Source organism: Klebsiella sp. R445 (assembly GCF_051131755.1).
Classification (GTDB): Bacteria; Pseudomonadota; Gammaproteobacteria; order Enterobacterales; family Enterobacteriaceae; genus Klebsiella; species Klebsiella lignicola.
Map to the genome: position 1 here is coordinate 536,250 of NZ_CP180446.1, position 15,240 is coordinate 551,489.

A 15,240-nucleotide genomic window follows, 5' to 3' on the forward strand; every position below is an offset into this window, starting at 1 on the left:
CAGGCTATCTCCTTAAGGTGTAGACGTTGTCATGGGTGCCGGTACCGAGCATGTGTGACATCCGGGTCTCGTTGAGCGGAATATCGTAGGTAATGCGCGCCCCGAAGGCGTTGGGGGCCTGCGGGTCGTGGCGCACTTTGTCGAACACCAGCAGACGGGTGCCGAGGTTGAACCCTTCGGCCAGATCGTGGGTGACCATAAAGACCGTCATTCGCGTCTCGCTCCACAACTGGAGCAGCAGCGCGTGCATATCTTTGCGAATACCGGGGTCGAGCGCGCCGAACGGTTCGTCGAGCAGCAGCACCCGCGGCTGCATCACAAACGCCTGGGCGATCGCCAGCCGCTGCTGCATCCCGCCGGAAAGCTGCGCCGGGTAGCGATCCAGCGCATGGGAAAGGCCGACCTTGTCCAGCATCTGCACCGCCTGTTCACGGGCCGCGCGTTTGCGGGCGCCAAACAGACGACCAAAGCACGGGGATGCCGGCAGCTCCAGACCGACCGCGACGTTATCCAGCACATTGAGGTGCGGAAAAACGGAGTAGCGCTGAAACACCACGCCGCGGCTGCGATCCGGCTCAGGGGCCAGCGGCTGGCCGTCAAGGGTGATCTGCCCCCGGGTCGGCCTCTCCTGGCCCAACAGCAGACGTAAGAACGTCGATTTGCCGCAGCCGGAGGCCCCAACCATCGAGCAAAACTCCCCTTCTTTCACCGTTAAATTGATGCGTTCCAGCACCACGTGGTCGCCGTACTCCTGCCAGATATTCTTGATGGTGATAAAACTCATGCCCGGCCTCCTTCGGCCCACGGGAAGCAGACTTTGTGCAACTGGCGCAGCGCCAGATCCATCAGCCAGGCCAGCAGGGTTATCCAGATGACGTAGGGAATAATCACGTCCATCGCCATGTAGCGGCGGACGAGGAAAATGCGGTACCCCAGCCCGGCGGTGGCGGAAATGGCCTCCGCCGAAATCAGGAACAGCCAGGCCGAGCCGAGCAGCAGGCGCAGCGAGGTGATTAAGCGTGAGAGCAGTTGCGGCAGCACCACCCGCAGCACCACCGTCCAGCTGTTGGCGCCGAGGGTCTGCGCCTTGATAAACAGCTCCGCCGGGATTTCCCGCGCCCGTTGCTCAAGGTCGCGGGCGAGCATCGGGGTAATGCCGATTACAATCAGCATCACCTTCGACAGTTCGTCGAGGCCAAAGACAATAAACAGCACCGGCAGGATCGCCAGCGGCGGAACCATCGACACCACGGTCATCAGCGGTGACAACGCGGCACGGTAGACCGGAAACACTCCGGCGACGATGCCGATGCTCAGGCCAATCAGCGCCGACACCGCCAGCCCAATCAGCAGGCGGGTCAGGCTAATCACGGTGTCGGCCCACAGCAGGTATTCGCCACTGCGCTTGTCCGGCATAAACGCCATCCGTTCGACCGCAGAGGCCATCTGTGACAGCCCCGGCAGCAGCTTGTCCTGGGGGTTTGCCTCAAGACGAATGGCAGAACCAAAACACCAGGCGGCAATCAGTAACACAAAGGGCAACAGCATCAGCATCAGCCGCATGCCCTGCTGTGGATGGCGGTTAATTTGTCGCATGGCGATCACTCCCGTGGTCAATGATCAGAGCTGGCCTGCGGCGGCCATTTTCAGGTAGCTGTCGTCAAAGCGCAGGCGGACGTTGCCGCTGTCGCCGACGGTGACGTTGCCCGGGAAGCCCATGCCGATGAAGTCGGCGCTTTGCGCCCCCTCGCCGAGCAGCCCTTTATCAAAGGAGAACTGCGCCACTCGCTGCATGGTTTTCGCCAGCTCCGGGTCGCTGATAAAGGCCAGGGTCTCAGCCGGGGTCCAGAACAGATGGGTCGTTTTCAGCTGTGCCTGGTAACCGGCAAGATCGGTTCCGGAATCCGCCGCCATCGCATTCAGCGCGGGTGTATCGCCGGCGTGCATTTTGCTCATCATTTCAAACCAGGCGCCGGTCAAGGCTTTACCCAGCGCCGGGTTATCTTTCAGGGTTTGGGTGTTGACCACCATCATGTCGATAAGCTCGCCAGGCACCTGGGCAGAGCTAAAGACTTCAGTGGTTTGCGGGGTCTTTTTGATGGCCGACAGCTGCGGGTTCCACGCCACGGTGGCGCGGACACTGTTGGTGCCGAAGGCCGAGACAATATCGGCGTCGGAGGTATTCACCACTTTGACATCTTTTTCCTGCAGACCCGCCTTCTCAAGGCCGCGAACCAGCAGATAGTGCGATACCGACAGTTCCGGGAGATACACCTGCATCCCTTTCAGATCGCCAAGCTTTTTATCCACGCCTTTCAGCACGATGCCGTCATTGCCGTCGGAATAGCTGCCGGTGATCAGCGCGGTGGTGTCAACGCCACCCGCCGCAGGAATGGTCAACGCATCCATGTTGGTCATGGTGCAGCCATCAAACTGGCCGGCGGTGTACTGGTTAATCGACTCGATGTAGTCGTTGAGCTGAACGATATTGATTTTGATGCCGTACTTAGCGGCCCATTTATCAATGATTTTTTCGTTACTGATGGCGCCCCAGGGCATCCAGCCGGCATAGATAGTCCAGCAGACGTTGAACTCTTTTTTGACGGCGGCGAAGGAAGGAGTGCTGGCCAGCAGCGCCAGCGATAACACAACACTACGGATGACGCGGGATCTCTTCATGATGAACCTCTGGTTGGCACAAAAATAACAGGAGCAGCGCGACACCTGACGGTGCTGCTGTCTCCCGGGCTTTTGTCCCGCCGTGTAACCTCGCAGAGGTCGCCAGCTCTCGGACCAGACGTTCATTTATATGAACCGGAACCCTAGCCAGCTATTGGTCATCTCAATGGTATGTTGCGCTGCCTTCTGCAAGAGTAAAAGCAAAGTGCATGCCAAAAATTAAAGTGTGTAAATTCAGGCTGATACCTGATGATTGCGGGGAATGACACTACAATGGGGAGTCGTTTTGGGGCAATGCGTCTAATTGGTGCAGAGCGCCTGCCCCGCAAAATAACCGTCGGGCTATACGATGGAATAAACGCGATAAATCAGGCCCACCGGCAGGTTATTTCTCCTTTTCTGCCTCTGTGAGCAGTAACTCACCGGAATTCACATGCTTAGCTTTTATGTAAGTGCTGCTTTTATCGCCAGACGAGTCGCGGCAGTGTCCTATACTGATTAGCTAATGAGAATGTCCGTATGAGTCTTCTAAGTCGCTTTACGTATTTTGCGCTTACCCACAACTATTATATGGATTTCTTTATCGCCCATTGTTAAAAGGATATAACTATTAATTCCGTAGATTCATTCGAGTATCAGTTATTGGAAGCAATGTATATCGTAATGGCATTCACAAAAGCAAACGGAGCCTGATATGAGCACGTCGAACGATCCATCGAACAACGCATCCGCCGGGAAGTGCCCTTTTCACACAGGGACGCCCACACAAAGTGCCGGTGGCGGCACCAGCAACCGCGACTGGTGGCCGAATCAACTGCGCGTTGATCTGCTGAGCCAGCATTCCAACCGCTCAAACCCATTGGGTGAGAATTTTAACTACCGTGAAGAGTTTAAGAAACTCGACTACGCCGCGCTGAAAGCCGACCTGCGCGCGCTGCTTACCGACTCCCAGGAGTGGTGGCCGGCAGACTGGGGTAGCTATATCGGGCTGTTTATTCGTATGGCCTGGCACGGCGCCGGTACCTATCGTACCGTTGACGGACGTGGCGGCGCGGGTCGCGGCCAGCAGCGTTTTGCGCCACTGAACTCCTGGCCGGACAACGTCAGCCTCGATAAAGCCCGCCGCCTGCTGTGGCCGGTGAAACAAAAGTATGGCCAGAAAATTTCCTGGGCCGACCTGTATATGCTGGCCGGTAACGTGGCGCTGGAAAACGCCGGTTTCCGCACCTTTGGTTTCGGCGCCGGTCGTGAAGATGTCTGGGAACCGGATCTCGACGTTGACTGGGGTAATGAGAAAGCCTGGCTCGAACACCGTCACCCGGAAAGCCTGACCCAGCAGCCGCTGGGAGCTACCGAGATGGGTCTGATCTACGTCAACCCGGAAGGCCCGAACGCCAGCGGTGACCCGCTCTCCGCCGCCGCCGCTATCCGTGCCACCTTCGGCAACATGGCGATGGATGATGAAGAGATCGTTGCCCTGATCGCCGGCGGTCATACCCTGGGTAAAACCCACGGTGCCGCAGTTACCAGCCACGTGGGCGCGGAACCAGAAGCGGCACCGATTGAGGCTCAAGGTCTCGGATGGACCAGCAGCTTCGGCAGCGGCGCTGGTGCCGATGCCATCACGTCGGGTCTTGAAGTGGTCTGGACCCAGACCCCGACCCAGTGGAGCAACTACTTCTTCGAGAACCTGTTCAAATATGAGTGGGTCCAGACCCGTAGCCCGGCTGGCGCCATTCAGTTCGAGGCCAAAGACGCAGAGGATGTGATCCCCGATCCGTTCGATCCGGAGAAAAAACGTAAGCCGACGATGCTGGTCACCGACCTGACGCTGCGCTTCGACCCGGAATTTGGCAAAATTTCCCGCCGTTTCCTGAACGATCCGCAGGCCTTCAATGAAGCCTTTGCCCGCGCCTGGTTCAAACTGATCCACCGTGATATGGGGCCAAAATCCCGTTACCTCGGCCCGGAAGTCCCGAAAGAAGATCTGATTTGGCAGGACCCGTTACCGGCAGCCAGCCATAACCCAACCCCGGCGGATATTGCGACGCTGAAAACCGCTATCGCTGATGCTGGCCTGCCAGTTAGCGAGCTGGTCTCGGTGGCCTGGGCCTCCGCGTCCACCTTCCGTGGCGGTGACAAACGTGGCGGCGCCAACGGTGCGCGTCTGGCGCTGGCTCCGCAAAAAGACTGGCCGGTCAACGCCATTGCAGCGAAGGTTCTGCCAACGCTGCAGGCGATTCAGAAAGCTTCAGGCAAAGCGTCGCTGGCGGATATCATCGTGCTGGCCGGTGTGGTGGGTGTTGAACAAGCCGCGGCAGCCGCCGGGGTGCAGGTCAGCGTACCTTTTGCAGCGGGTCGCGTAGATGCTCGTCAGGATCAGACCGATATCGAAGCGTTCGATCTGCTGGAGCCGCTGGCGGATGGTTTCCGTAACTATCGCCGCATTGAAGGTGGCGTATCGACCGAAACCTTACTGCTGGATAAAGCGCAGCAGTTAACCCTGACCGCGCCGGAAATGACGGTGCTGGTCGGCGGCCTGCGGGTGCTGGGCGCCAACTATGACGGCAGTCAGCACGGGGTCTTTACCGACCGCGTCGGCGTTCTGAGCAACGATTTCTTCGTCAACTTACTCAGCATGTCCACCGTCTGGAACGCCACCGACGAACAGGGTGAACTGTTTGAAGGTCGCGATCGTAAGAGCGGCGAGAGTAAGTACACCGCGACCCGTGCCGATCTGGTCTTCGGCTCGAACTCGGTACTGCGCGCCCTGGCGGAAGTTTACGCCTGCCAGGATGCACAGCAGAAACTGGTGGAAGACTTTGTTGCCGCCTGGACCAAAGTCATGAACCTCGACCGTTACGATCTGTAATCTCCCTCCCCGGCTGGCGCCTTGCCCGCCGGGTTTTTTCCCTTGCTGGTAACCCCCCACCAACGCGCCGCTTAAACAAACTGCTGGCATAAATCACATATAAACTCACCGCTATATATTGACATATACAGCGATATTCTTTATTTTTTTGTCATACAAATAAAAACCGTACCCTTCAGACTGAGGCGAGGTTTTCCCCGCCTTACTCCGCTTTCATTCGTCTGAACTTAAAATTAATGCGCTCATATAAACTCGTTTTATTAACCGGGATGATTCCCTGTTCGCCCGTTTTGCTGGCGACCCCTGCATATGCGGCAGAAACCATGATTGTTACCGCAGAACCGCAAACGCAATCCCTTGATGATGTCACGCCTGCCGCTGAACAACAGGCCACGTTGGGCAACCTCGGTAAGCAGAAACTGATTAACGTTCCGTGGTCCGTGCAGACGCTGTCTGACTCTCTGACTCGTCAGGTGCAGGCCAGCAGCGTCAAAGATATCTATCGTTATCTGCCCTCCGTCCAGGGCGACGGCGTTCGACCGCAGACCCGCGGCATGCAGGGTAGCGTCGTCCAGAACAACATGATTGATGGTCTGAACGCGGTATCGACCACCGAGTACCCCGCCGAACAGTTTCAGCGTATCGAAGTGCTGAACGGCATGGCCGGTGCGCTGTATGGCCCGGCGAACCCGGCCGGGATGTTTAATCTGGTATCAAAACGGCCCACCGATGTGCCGCTGCGCAGGGTGACCGTAGGCGGTGGGACCGCTTCCGGCGCGAATGCGGCGCTGGATCTCAGCGGCCCGCTGGATGCGGGAGACAGATTGAAATACCGCCTGAACCTGATGGATCAGGACGGCAGCAGCTATACTCACGGCAGCCGCCAGCGCAACCAGTATGCCGGTCTGGCGCTCGATTTCCAGCTGACCGATCAGACGGTGCTGGAGAGCAATTTCAGCTACTACCACTTCTATCAAAAAGGACTTCCCGGCTCCTTTGCCCTGGCAAAAGGCACCCACTTCCCGTCGCCGCTGGACCCGACCAAAAGCAAATATGGTCAGTACTATGCCGGTAACGATGACACCACCACCACCGCAAGCCTGCATATTAAGCATGATTTTGACGGTAACTGGCTGCTGGACGTCGGCGTGCTGCGCCAGATTGCCGACCGTGAATCCACCACTGTGACCAATACGCTCACCGATAATCACGGCCATTACACCACTACAACGGCAAACTCTGCCGCCAGTCGATTTACCATCAACAGCTACCTTGCCAATCTTACCGGCAGCGTGGAGACCGGCTGGCTACAACATGACCTGGCGGTGGGGATGCGCGGATTCGTATGGAAAAACTATAATCCGCGCGATGGTGGTACCCAAACGCTGGGACACTCATCGCTGGACGAGTCGCCGGATTACGCCCGTCCTGCATACCCTGACTTTACCGACCGCTATCATTCAGCGACCACCACGCAGCACGTTTTTTTACTGAGCGATACTCTGACCTTCAATCCACAGTGGAGCCTGTTGCTCTCGGGTAGCGAAAACCTGTTTACCGTCGACAACTACAATAAAAGCGGCAATCGCAGCAGTAATCATAATGACCGGGGCGCCAGCGGTTCCGCCAGCCTGATGTATAAACCAGGTGAGAATGTGACGTTCTATACGACCTGGGCCAACAGCATGCAACAGGGCGACACGGCCCCTGCCGGGGCGAAAAATGCCGGAGATGTCCTCGACCCGTATCGTAGTCATCAGGTAGAGGTCGGCGCGAAATATGCGCCACACCGCGACCTGCTCTTAACCGCCGCGCTTTTCCAGGCCGAACGTCCGTTTGCCTACACCAACGACAGTGGTGATTTTGCTGAAGACGGTACGCAAAAGAACCGTGGTCTGGAGTTGATGGCCGATGGCCGCGTCACTCGTAACCTGCGGCTACTCGGCGGCGGAACCTGGCTCGACCCACGTCTGCATAACACCGCCAGCGCCGACGCGGATGATAAGCAGGTAGTCGGTCTGCCGCGCTTTACCGCCAATATGCTGGCGATTTACAGCCTCGATTCGCTGCCGGGACTCGACGTCAACGGCAATATCCACTACGTCGGGCGTCGCGCCACCGATAATGCCAACGACAGTTGGGTCAGCAGCTATACCACCGTTGATATCGGCAGCAATTATCGCACTCGCGTGTTCGGCACCGACACGACCTTCAGGTTAGCAGTCACTAACATCACCAACCGTCACTACTGGACCAATATCGTGCCTGGTGCGCTGACAGGCTATACCGGCGCCGGTTATGCCAGCGCCCAGCTCGGTGCACCGCGTGAAGCGACGGCTTCGGTTCAGTTTGATTTCTGAGGAAAAGCATGAAAAAAATCGCCGCTGGCCTGTTGATGTTGTTGTTGGCCTTCCCCGCGCTGGCCGAACACCAGGTGACGGACGACGCCGGTAACCGGGTGATCCTACCGGATCGGGTGACTCAGGTGGCAGAAGGCTGGTATGCGCACCACTCGCTGCTGATGACGCTTGGCGTCGGGGACCGCATCGTAGCGACGGTTAATCGTCCGGATAGCCGTCCGTGGATGTTCTATCTCGATCCCCGGCTCACTCAGGCGCTGATAAGCCGCGGCCCGCACTTCACCAGCGAGGCACTGCTGGCGAGGGGTGCTCAGGTGGTGTTTGTCGCGCAGGGCAACGCCGATGCCGACGCTTACCGTCAGGCAGGATTAGCGGTGATGGAAATGCGCTTTACCGACTACCCGTCGCTGGCCCATGCCGTGGCAACAACCGCTGAGGTCTTCGGCACGCCCGAGGCGCAGGCCAGAGCGCGGGCCTACAACCAGTATCTGCAGCAGGTTCTCTCCCATGTCGGGGAGCGGACTCGGGATTTGCCCCCTAACGAACGGCCACGCGTACTGCATATCCAGTCGCTGAAACCACTCAAGGTCGACGGCAGCAATACGCTGATCGATACCTGGATTCAGCTGGCCGGTGGGCAAAACGCCGCCAGCGGGATCGTCGGCAATATGCAGGAGATCTCCCCGGAGAAAGTCCTCGCCTGGCAGCCAGATGCGATCATCCTCGGCCCCGGATGCGGCGATTTGGCGCACTCGGCTTATGGTCAACTCTTCTCGACGCTGCAGGCGGTGAAAAAGGGCAAAGTCTGGCAGAATCCGGCGGGGGTTTTCCCCTGGGATCGCTACGGTACGGAAAGCGCATTACAGATTCAATGGGCCGCAAAACAGCTGCAACCGCAGCGCTTCGCCGACCTCGATATGACGGCCATCACCCGCGATTTTTATCAGCGTTTCTTTGATTACCCGCTGACTGAGTCACAAGCTAAGCGGATATTGCAGGCGTTGCCACCGGAGGGAAAATAATCGCTACCGTCTACCCGAGTGGCCCCGGTAAAGCGGGGCCAGTTGGTTTCGGTGCACCGTCCCCTCTCATCCTGCCTGTTTACCTCTGGCAGTAAGTCATATCCTTCAAATTCACCGGTTCAACCTGACGTAAACCAGTTCACCCCACTGCCACATTCCTCTATGACCAGATTTTTCGCTGAAGAATGTTAATGAGAAGAGCAATTAAAAATTTAAAACCATTAACAATCCAATAACATTAGCAGGCAAACATTTTATCTGAGGAAAATAATAATATGTCTACCACCCAGGTTCTGGGGGATGCGCCTTTTGCATCCCTAGGACACTCCCACTCCAGCTTAACCCAGCGTATTGATGCCCTGCCGGCCTCATTCGGCCTGTGGTCGTTTATTACGCTCCTGGCGCTGGGCGGCTTCTTTGAACTCTACGATCTTTTCCAGACCGGCTATATCAGTACCGGTCTGCTGGCCGAAAACATCTTTCATACCGGCCAGCAGGGGATTTTTGGCATCTCGGATCAGGCCGCGTTTGCCTCTGCCACCTTCTTCGGATTGTTTATCGGCGCCAGCCTGCTGGCACCGCTGGCGGACAAGCTGGGCCGCCGCCTGACGTTCATGTTTGCGCTGGCGTGGTACGGCGTGTTTTCGCTGCTGATGGCCTTTCAGAACAGCGCCGAAGGGGTGATCTTCTGCCGCTTCCTGGTGGGCATCGGGCTGGGCATTGAGCTGGTGACCATCGATACCTACCTGAGCGAATGGGTGCCGACGCACCTGCGCAACAAAGCCTTTGCCTTCGCTTTCTTTATTCAGTTTCTGTCGGTGCCCGCCGTGGCGCTGATGTCGTGGATGCTGGTGCCGATCACCCTCTTCGGCCTCACCGGCTGGCGCTGGGTGATTATTTTCGGCGCCCTGTGTTCGCTGATCATCTGGGTGATTCGTAAAAAACTGCCGGAGTCAGCCCGCTGGCTGGAAGTAAAAGGCCGTCATCAGGACGCCCACGCGGTAATGAGCGAGATGGAACAGCGCTGCGGTATTGCCCCTTCGGCACCACATCAGCCCGACACCAGCCAGGCCCAGCGCAAAACCGGCTCGTTTAAAGCCATCTGGGCGCCGGAGTATCGCCGCCGCACGATCATGCTGATGGTGATGAACTTCTTCCAGGCAATTGGCTTCTTTGGTTTCGGCAACTGGCTGCCGGCGCTGCTGTCCGGCCAGGGCGCCAGCATTACCCACAGCCTGCTGTACGCCTTTTTCATTACCCTCGCCTACCCGATTGGCTGCCTGTTCTGCACCCGTTTTGTTCACCGCTTTGAGAACAAATGGCAAATCGTGCTTTCGGCGCTGATGACGGTGGTGTTCGGTACCCTGTTTGCGCTGCAGAACAACCCGGTGATGCTGGTGATCTGCGGCTTTATGATCACCTGGTCCAACGCCTGGTTGACCATCAGCTACCACGCCTATCAGGCCGAGGTGTTCCCGACCCATATTCGCGCCCGCGCGGTTGGCTTCTGCTACTCCTTCAGCCGCCTGTCGACGGCGATAACCAGTATTCTGATCGGTATTATTCTGCAATACGCCGGGGCGCCGGGCGTGATTAGCTTTATCGTGGTTAGTATGCTGATGGTGATGCTGTCGGTGGGTATTTTTGGCCCGAAAACCCGTGGTATTCAGCTGGAAGATATCTGATAAACACGCGCCGCGCCGCCGGGAAATGTCTGGCGGCGCGATCCCAGAAACCACAGCGGTTACTCGTTAAATATCCGCTGAGCATCTGCAAAGCATTTTTCCGCCAGCGACGACACCGGCTCTTTATTCCGCATAATCAGCGCCAGCATGGAATCCACTTCGGTTTCGGCGATGGGAATAATGTCGAGATTATCGCTTAACACTTCCAGACCATTGTTGAGCGGCATGATCGCGCAGCAGATCCCGGCCTGTACTGCCTGGATTATCTGGAAGGTCGAGTCGCTTTCAAACACCGTTTTCGGCGTCAGCCCTTTGCCCTTAAAGCTCATCTCGATAGATTCGCGGTAGTACATGCCTTTGGTGAGAAAACCGAGCGGCAAGGCGGCCAGCGTCTCCCAGTCCGGGGTTCCCTGGGCAAACTGAAAATGGCGTTTATCGTGCAGCAGCCCCATCCGCGTGGTCGGCAGCCACTGCACGTGGAAAAGCTGGCTGTCGACATGGTGCAGATAACAGATCCCGAGATCGAGCTGGTTGCGGCTTACGCCGTCGATAATCTGTTCAGAAGTCAGCGAAAGCAGGCTGAACTGCAGCTCGGGGTATTTCTCGCTGAGCGGTTTAATCAACTGCATCGGGTTCAGGCTGGCCAGCGGCACCATTCCGACCCGCAGCTGCCCCACCATCTGACCGCGGCAAATCGCCGCTTCCGCTTCCAGCCCGTCATGGGCCGCCAGCAGCGCCCGCGCCCACGCCAGAATGCGCTCGCCCTCCGCAGTAAAGCCCTCGAAGCGCTGTCCACGCTGGATCAACACCAGATTCAGCTCCTCTTCCAGACTACGGATACGCATGGATAAAGTGGGCTGGGTAATATGGCAAAGCGCCGCAGCCTGACCAAAGTGACGGGTTTGATCGAGGGCGATCAGGTATTTGAGTTGTTTGATATCCATGGTTGACCCGGTGTAGAACCGTCCGCTAATGACGAACCTCGCGACGATGCAGACCTCGTTCGTCGCGGAAAAAAAACTTGTTAGCTAAATGTTACGTTCCGCATCGGCCAAATACAAGCCGCGCCGGGAATACGCAGGCGATACCGTGCTGTTCAGTACCGGTGATTGGGGGATGTAAATGGTGATCGTCCGACCGCCAGTGGGTACCGGCAGCCGGACGGGAGGGATTAGCGTACTCCTGCGAGCGGCAGGATCTCTTTTGAACGCAGGGTCAGACGAATCGGCACCGATTTATACGACGGCGTACCGCTCTCTTGATCGATATAGTCCAGCGGAACCAGCACGTTAGCTTCCGGATAGTAGGCGCCGACGGTGCCGGCAGCGATGCTGTAGGCCACCAGGGTAATATCCTCCAGCCGCAGGTCGCTGTCCGGCAAGGCGGTGGTGATATCCACCCGGTCGCCATGCTCCAGCCCCTGCTTCGCCATATCCTCCTCGTTCATAAACAGCACGTCGCGGCGGCCAAAAATGCCGCGGTAGCGGTCATCCATGGCGTAAATAGTGGTGTTGTACTGATCGTGGCTGCGCAAGGTCACCAGGCGCATCACCTCGTCGCCTTCGACCTGCACATTTTCATGAACCCCGTTGAACACTGAGAACATCGCTTTACCGCTCGGGGTCGGCCAGATACGCTCCGTCGGCGGCAGCGGCATCCGGAAACCGCCAGGGTGGCGAATGCGCTGGTTGTAGTTGTCAAAACCGGGAATGGTGCGCTCGATCAGATCGCGGATACGATCGTAGTCCGCCACCAACGAAAGCCAGTCGATTTTAGTGGCGGGCAGCGCCGCCATCGCCATACCAGCTACAATCGCCGGCTCCGAACGCAGCTGCGGCGAGGCCGGTTTCAGCTTGCCTGACGAGGCGTGAACCATCGACATCGAATCTTCCACGGTGATCGACTGGCGCCCGGTCTCCTGCTCATCCAGCTCGGTACGCCCCAGGCACGGCAGAATAAAGGTCTCTTTTGCCACCAGCAGATGCGAGCGGTTAAGTTTGGTACCGACATGCACGCTGAGATCCAGCCCGCGCATCGCCGGGAAGGCCCGCTCATGATCGGGCATCGCCACCGCAAAGTTACCGCCGAGGCACAAAAGCACCTTCGATTTACCCTCGATCATCGCCTGCAGCGCTTTTACCGCATCATGACCATGCTCCTGCGGCGGCGCGAAACCAAATTCCGCCTGCAACTTCGCAAGGAAGCTGGCGCTCGGTTTCTCGGTGATGCCGACGGTGCGGTTTCCCTGAACGTTTGAGTGACCGCGCAACGGGCAGATCCCGGCGCCGGGTTTACCGATATTGCCGCGCATCAGCAGCAGGTCGGCGATCAGCCGGACGTTCGAGGTCCCTTTATTGTGCTGGGTGATCCCCATGCCGTAGGTAACGATCGTCGCCTTCGATGCCGCATAGGCTTGCGCCACCCGCTGCAGGTCCGCGCGGGTCAGGCCGGATTCACGTTCGATATCCTGCCACTGGGTGGCGAGTAAATCGTCGGCGAAGGCCTGAAAATTCTGGGTATGCTCGGCGATAAACTGCCGGTCGAGAACGTTACCCTGCGCCTCTTCCATCTCCAGCAGCGCCCGGGCAATCCCCTTCAGTGCCGCCGCGTCACCGCCCGCCTTGACCTGGAAATAGGTTGAGGCGATATCCGTGGAGCCGTAGGTCGCCATCTCGATAACGTTTTGCGGATCGGCAAAGCGCTCCAGCGCGCGTTCTTTCAACGGGTTAAAGACGATAATCGGCACCCCACGACGCGACAGCTCATGCAGCGTGCCCATCATTCGCGGATGGTTGGTGCCGGGGTTATGGCCGATAGAAATCACCAGTTCGGTGGTGTCAAAGTCATCCAGAGAAACCGTGCCCTTGCCAATCCCGATCGACTGCGGCAGCCCGACGCTGGTCGATTCATGGCACATATTGGAGCAATCCGGGAAGTTGTTGGTGCCCAGTTCACGCGCAAACAGCTGGAACAGATAAGCCGCTTCGTTGGAGGCACGACCGGAGGTATAAAATTCCACTTCGTCCGGCGCCATAGTGCTGACCACCTCGCCGATACGCGCAAAAGCCTGTTCCCATGAGGTCGGACGCAGCGTGTCGCTGTCCCGATCGTAGACCAGCGGCGTGGTGATACGCCCGTAGCCTTCCAGTTCAAAATCGCTTTTTGCCAGTAGCGAGCTGACCGTGTTGGCCGCCAGAAATGCCGGGGTCACGCGCTTGCTGGTCGCTTCCCAGGTCACCGCTTTGGCACCGTTTTCACAAAACTGGAAGGTCGACTTGTGCTCTTTGTCCGGCCACGCGCAGCCGGGGCAGTCAAAACCATCCGGTTGGTTGGTGCGAAGCAGAGTTTGCGGCGCAACGAGGGCATCCATTTGGGTACGCACAGCGATAGCGGTCGCTTTCAGTGCGCCCCAGCCGCCGGCCGGACCGTCATAGGGATGCACGCCAGGCACTGCACGTCTTTTCATGTTCATATCTGCTCCTGAATGCCCGTCGAACGGCGGGTCGACGTAAAAACGATACGTCCGCCGTGATAACCTCAGGCGGACGTTTTGTTAACGAAAGCATAACAATCAGGTGCGGAACTGTATAATCAATGTTATCTATCACACGTTAGATTTAACTTATTTAACAGTCGTGCCCGGCAGTCGATCAGGTCAGGTTGTAGTAGCGGTCGGGGCGTAGCGGCTCCGGCAGCGGGTGCTGGCCGGTCATATCCAGCAGGTTGCGCTCAATGGTGTTGCACATGGCGTTGAGGGGTAAATCGTTCGCCGCGGTGCCAAACGGATCTTCCAGCTCTTCCGCCAGCGAATCCCAGGACAAAAAGGTGTACGAGATAAACACCGAGACAAACGGGGTCATGTAGTGCAGATCCCCCACCAGGGCAAACGGCAGCAACGAGCAGAACAGATAGACGGTACGCTGCAAAATCAGGGTATAAGCAAACGGCACCGGCGTGCCAGCCAGCCGCTCGCAGCCGCCGAGCACATGGGCCAGCTCGTCGAGTTTATTGTCCATCAGGCCGTAGGTGATATCGCTCACCTTGCCGTCGACCCGCAGCTGTCCCAACTCGTTGCCCACCAGCACCAGGATGCGGTTAGTCGGCATCGCGCTGCGGAGGATCTCCGCCACCGTTTCTGCGGGTAACAGCCGGTTGAGGTCGGCCTGGGGATCGGTTTTTCGCAGCTGGTGTTTCAGGCTCCAGCCAAAGGCGACCAGATAGCTGGCGATTTTTTGATGGGTGTGATGCTCTGCCGGCAGGATGTTTTTCAGCTGCCGCATCAGGGTGCGCTCGGCAATCAGCACCGTGCCCCAGAGATTGCGCGCTTCGACAAAACGGTTGTAGCTGGCGCTGTTACGAAAGCCAAGGAAAATCGCGATGGCAATCCCCAGCAAGCTAAACGGCGCGACGGTCAGGTGGATCCCCAGCTGTTCATACCACTGATAGCTGATGATGGCGGTAACCGACATCAGGACATTCAACAGCAGGCGAAAAACGATTTTTGACAGCACGGAGCCGTGCCAGTCAAACAGGCGAAGAAACCAGTGTTGTTCTGGTCGAATGATCATGATCTAACTTCCTGAATGCCGATTCTGGCAATAGCGTAACGCTATTAACCGATT

The 15,240-nt window shown here is 57.7% G+C and carries 10 protein-coding genes and 1 riboswitch; of the genes, 4 read left to right on the top strand and 6 right to left on the bottom strand.

Going from position 1 to position 15,240, the window contains the following annotated elements:
- Window positions 1–4: 4 nt before the first annotated feature.
- Genes ACMYSN_RS02505 through ACMYSN_RS02515 form a run of 3 tightly spaced genes read right to left on the bottom strand, consistent with a single transcriptional unit; the run spans window position 5 to window position 2,679 of the window.
- On the bottom strand, window positions 5–784 hold the full coding sequence (locus ACMYSN_RS02505) for an ABC transporter ATP-binding protein (RefSeq protein ID WP_462496883.1): 780 nt from the start codon (window positions 782–784) through the stop codon (window positions 5–7).
- On the bottom strand, window positions 781–1,596 hold the full coding sequence (locus ACMYSN_RS02510; protein WP_123754299.1) for an ABC transporter permease: 816 nt from the start codon (window positions 1,594–1,596) through the stop codon (window positions 781–783). Before ACMYSN_RS02510 ends, ACMYSN_RS02505 begins: the two co-directional genes overlap by 4 nt.
- A gap of 24 nt (window positions 1,597–1,620) precedes the next feature.
- Window positions 1,621–2,679 (bottom strand): ABC transporter substrate-binding protein, encoded by a 1,059-nt coding sequence (locus ACMYSN_RS02515; RefSeq protein WP_462496884.1) that lies wholly within the window; start codon window positions 2,677–2,679, stop codon window positions 1,621–1,623.
- Window positions 2,680–2,738: 59 nt separating this feature from the next.
- Window positions 2,739–2,837: riboswitch (guanidine-I (ykkC/yxkD leader) on the bottom strand.
- Window positions 2,838–3,373: 536 nt separating this feature from the next.
- Here ACMYSN_RS02515 and katG point away from each other — a divergent pair.
- From katG to ACMYSN_RS02535, 4 genes are all read left to right on the top strand, one after another.
- Window positions 3,374–5,551 carry a catalase/peroxidase gene (katG, locus tag ACMYSN_RS02520; RefSeq protein ID WP_462496885.1) on the top strand — a complete coding sequence of 726 codons (2,178 nt, stop codon included), beginning with the start codon at window positions 3,374–3,376 and terminating at the stop codon, window positions 5,549–5,551.
- Between the two features lie 236 nt (window positions 5,552–5,787).
- Window positions 5,788–7,911, top strand: a complete 2,124-nt coding sequence (locus tag ACMYSN_RS02525; RefSeq protein ID WP_462496886.1) for a TonB-dependent receptor — start codon at window positions 5,788–5,790, stop codon at window positions 7,909–7,911.
- Between the two features lie 8 nt (window positions 7,912–7,919).
- Window positions 7,920–8,933, top strand: a complete 1,014-nt coding sequence (locus ACMYSN_RS02530) for a TroA family protein (RefSeq protein WP_462496887.1) — start codon at window positions 7,920–7,922, stop codon at window positions 8,931–8,933.
- Window positions 8,934–9,208: 275 nt separating this feature from the next.
- A complete protein-coding gene (locus ACMYSN_RS02535; RefSeq protein ID WP_462496888.1) occupies window positions 9,209–10,618 on the top strand; it encodes an MFS transporter in 1,410 nt (469 codons plus the stop codon).
- A gap of 59 nt (window positions 10,619–10,677) precedes the next feature.
- On the opposite strand, the gene ACMYSN_RS02540 is transcribed toward ACMYSN_RS02535, so the two are convergent.
- The 3 genes from ACMYSN_RS02540 to ACMYSN_RS02550 form a co-directional block, all read right to left on the bottom strand.
- Window positions 10,678–11,562, bottom strand: a complete 885-nt coding sequence (locus ACMYSN_RS02540; RefSeq protein WP_462496889.1) for a LysR family transcriptional regulator — start codon at window positions 11,560–11,562, stop codon at window positions 10,678–10,680.
- Between the two features lie 227 nt (window positions 11,563–11,789).
- Window positions 11,790–14,090, bottom strand: coding sequence for an FdhF/YdeP family oxidoreductase (locus ACMYSN_RS02545; protein ID WP_462496890.1), 2,301 nt, complete (start codon window positions 14,088–14,090; stop codon window positions 11,790–11,792).
- A 178-nt stretch (window positions 14,091–14,268) separates the two neighbouring features.
- Window positions 14,269–15,186: a bestrophin family protein gene (locus ACMYSN_RS02550; protein ID WP_462496891.1), complete on the bottom strand. Its 918-nt coding sequence runs from the start codon at window positions 15,184–15,186 to the stop codon at window positions 14,269–14,271.
- Window positions 15,187–15,240 lie beyond the last annotated feature (54 nt).

Excerpts from the sequence above, each read along its gene's own strand:
- ACMYSN_RS02540 (WP_462496889.1), bottom strand. The coding sequence starts at position 11,562 with ATGGATATCAAACAACTCAAATACCTGATCGCCCTCGATCAAACCCGT.
- ACMYSN_RS02505 (WP_462496883.1), bottom strand. The coding sequence starts at position 784 with ATGAGTTTTATCACCATCAAGAATATCTGGCAGGAGTACGGCGACCAC.
- katG (WP_462496885.1), top strand. The coding sequence starts at position 3,374 with ATGAGCACGTCGAACGATCCATCGAACAACGCATCCGCCGGGAAGTGC.
- ACMYSN_RS02515 (WP_462496884.1), bottom strand. The coding sequence starts at position 2,679 with ATGAAGAGATCCCGCGTCATCCGTAGTGTTGTGTTATCGCTGGCGCTG.
- ACMYSN_RS02525 (WP_462496886.1), top strand. The coding sequence starts at position 5,788 with ATGCGCTCATATAAACTCGTTTTATTAACCGGGATGATTCCCTGTTCG.
- ACMYSN_RS02510 (WP_123754299.1), bottom strand. The coding sequence starts at position 1,596 with ATGCGACAAATTAACCGCCATCCACAGCAGGGCATGCGGCTGATGCTG.
- ACMYSN_RS02550 (WP_462496891.1), bottom strand. The coding sequence starts at position 15,186 with ATGATCATTCGACCAGAACAACACTGGTTTCTTCGCCTGTTTGACTGG.
- ACMYSN_RS02530 (WP_462496887.1), top strand. The coding sequence starts at position 7,920 with ATGAAAAAAATCGCCGCTGGCCTGTTGATGTTGTTGTTGGCCTTCCCC.
- ACMYSN_RS02545 (WP_462496890.1), bottom strand. The coding sequence starts at position 14,090 with ATGAACATGAAAAGACGTGCAGTGCCTGGCGTGCATCCCTATGACGGT.
- ACMYSN_RS02535 (WP_462496888.1), top strand. The coding sequence starts at position 9,209 with ATGTCTACCACCCAGGTTCTGGGGGATGCGCCTTTTGCATCCCTAGGA.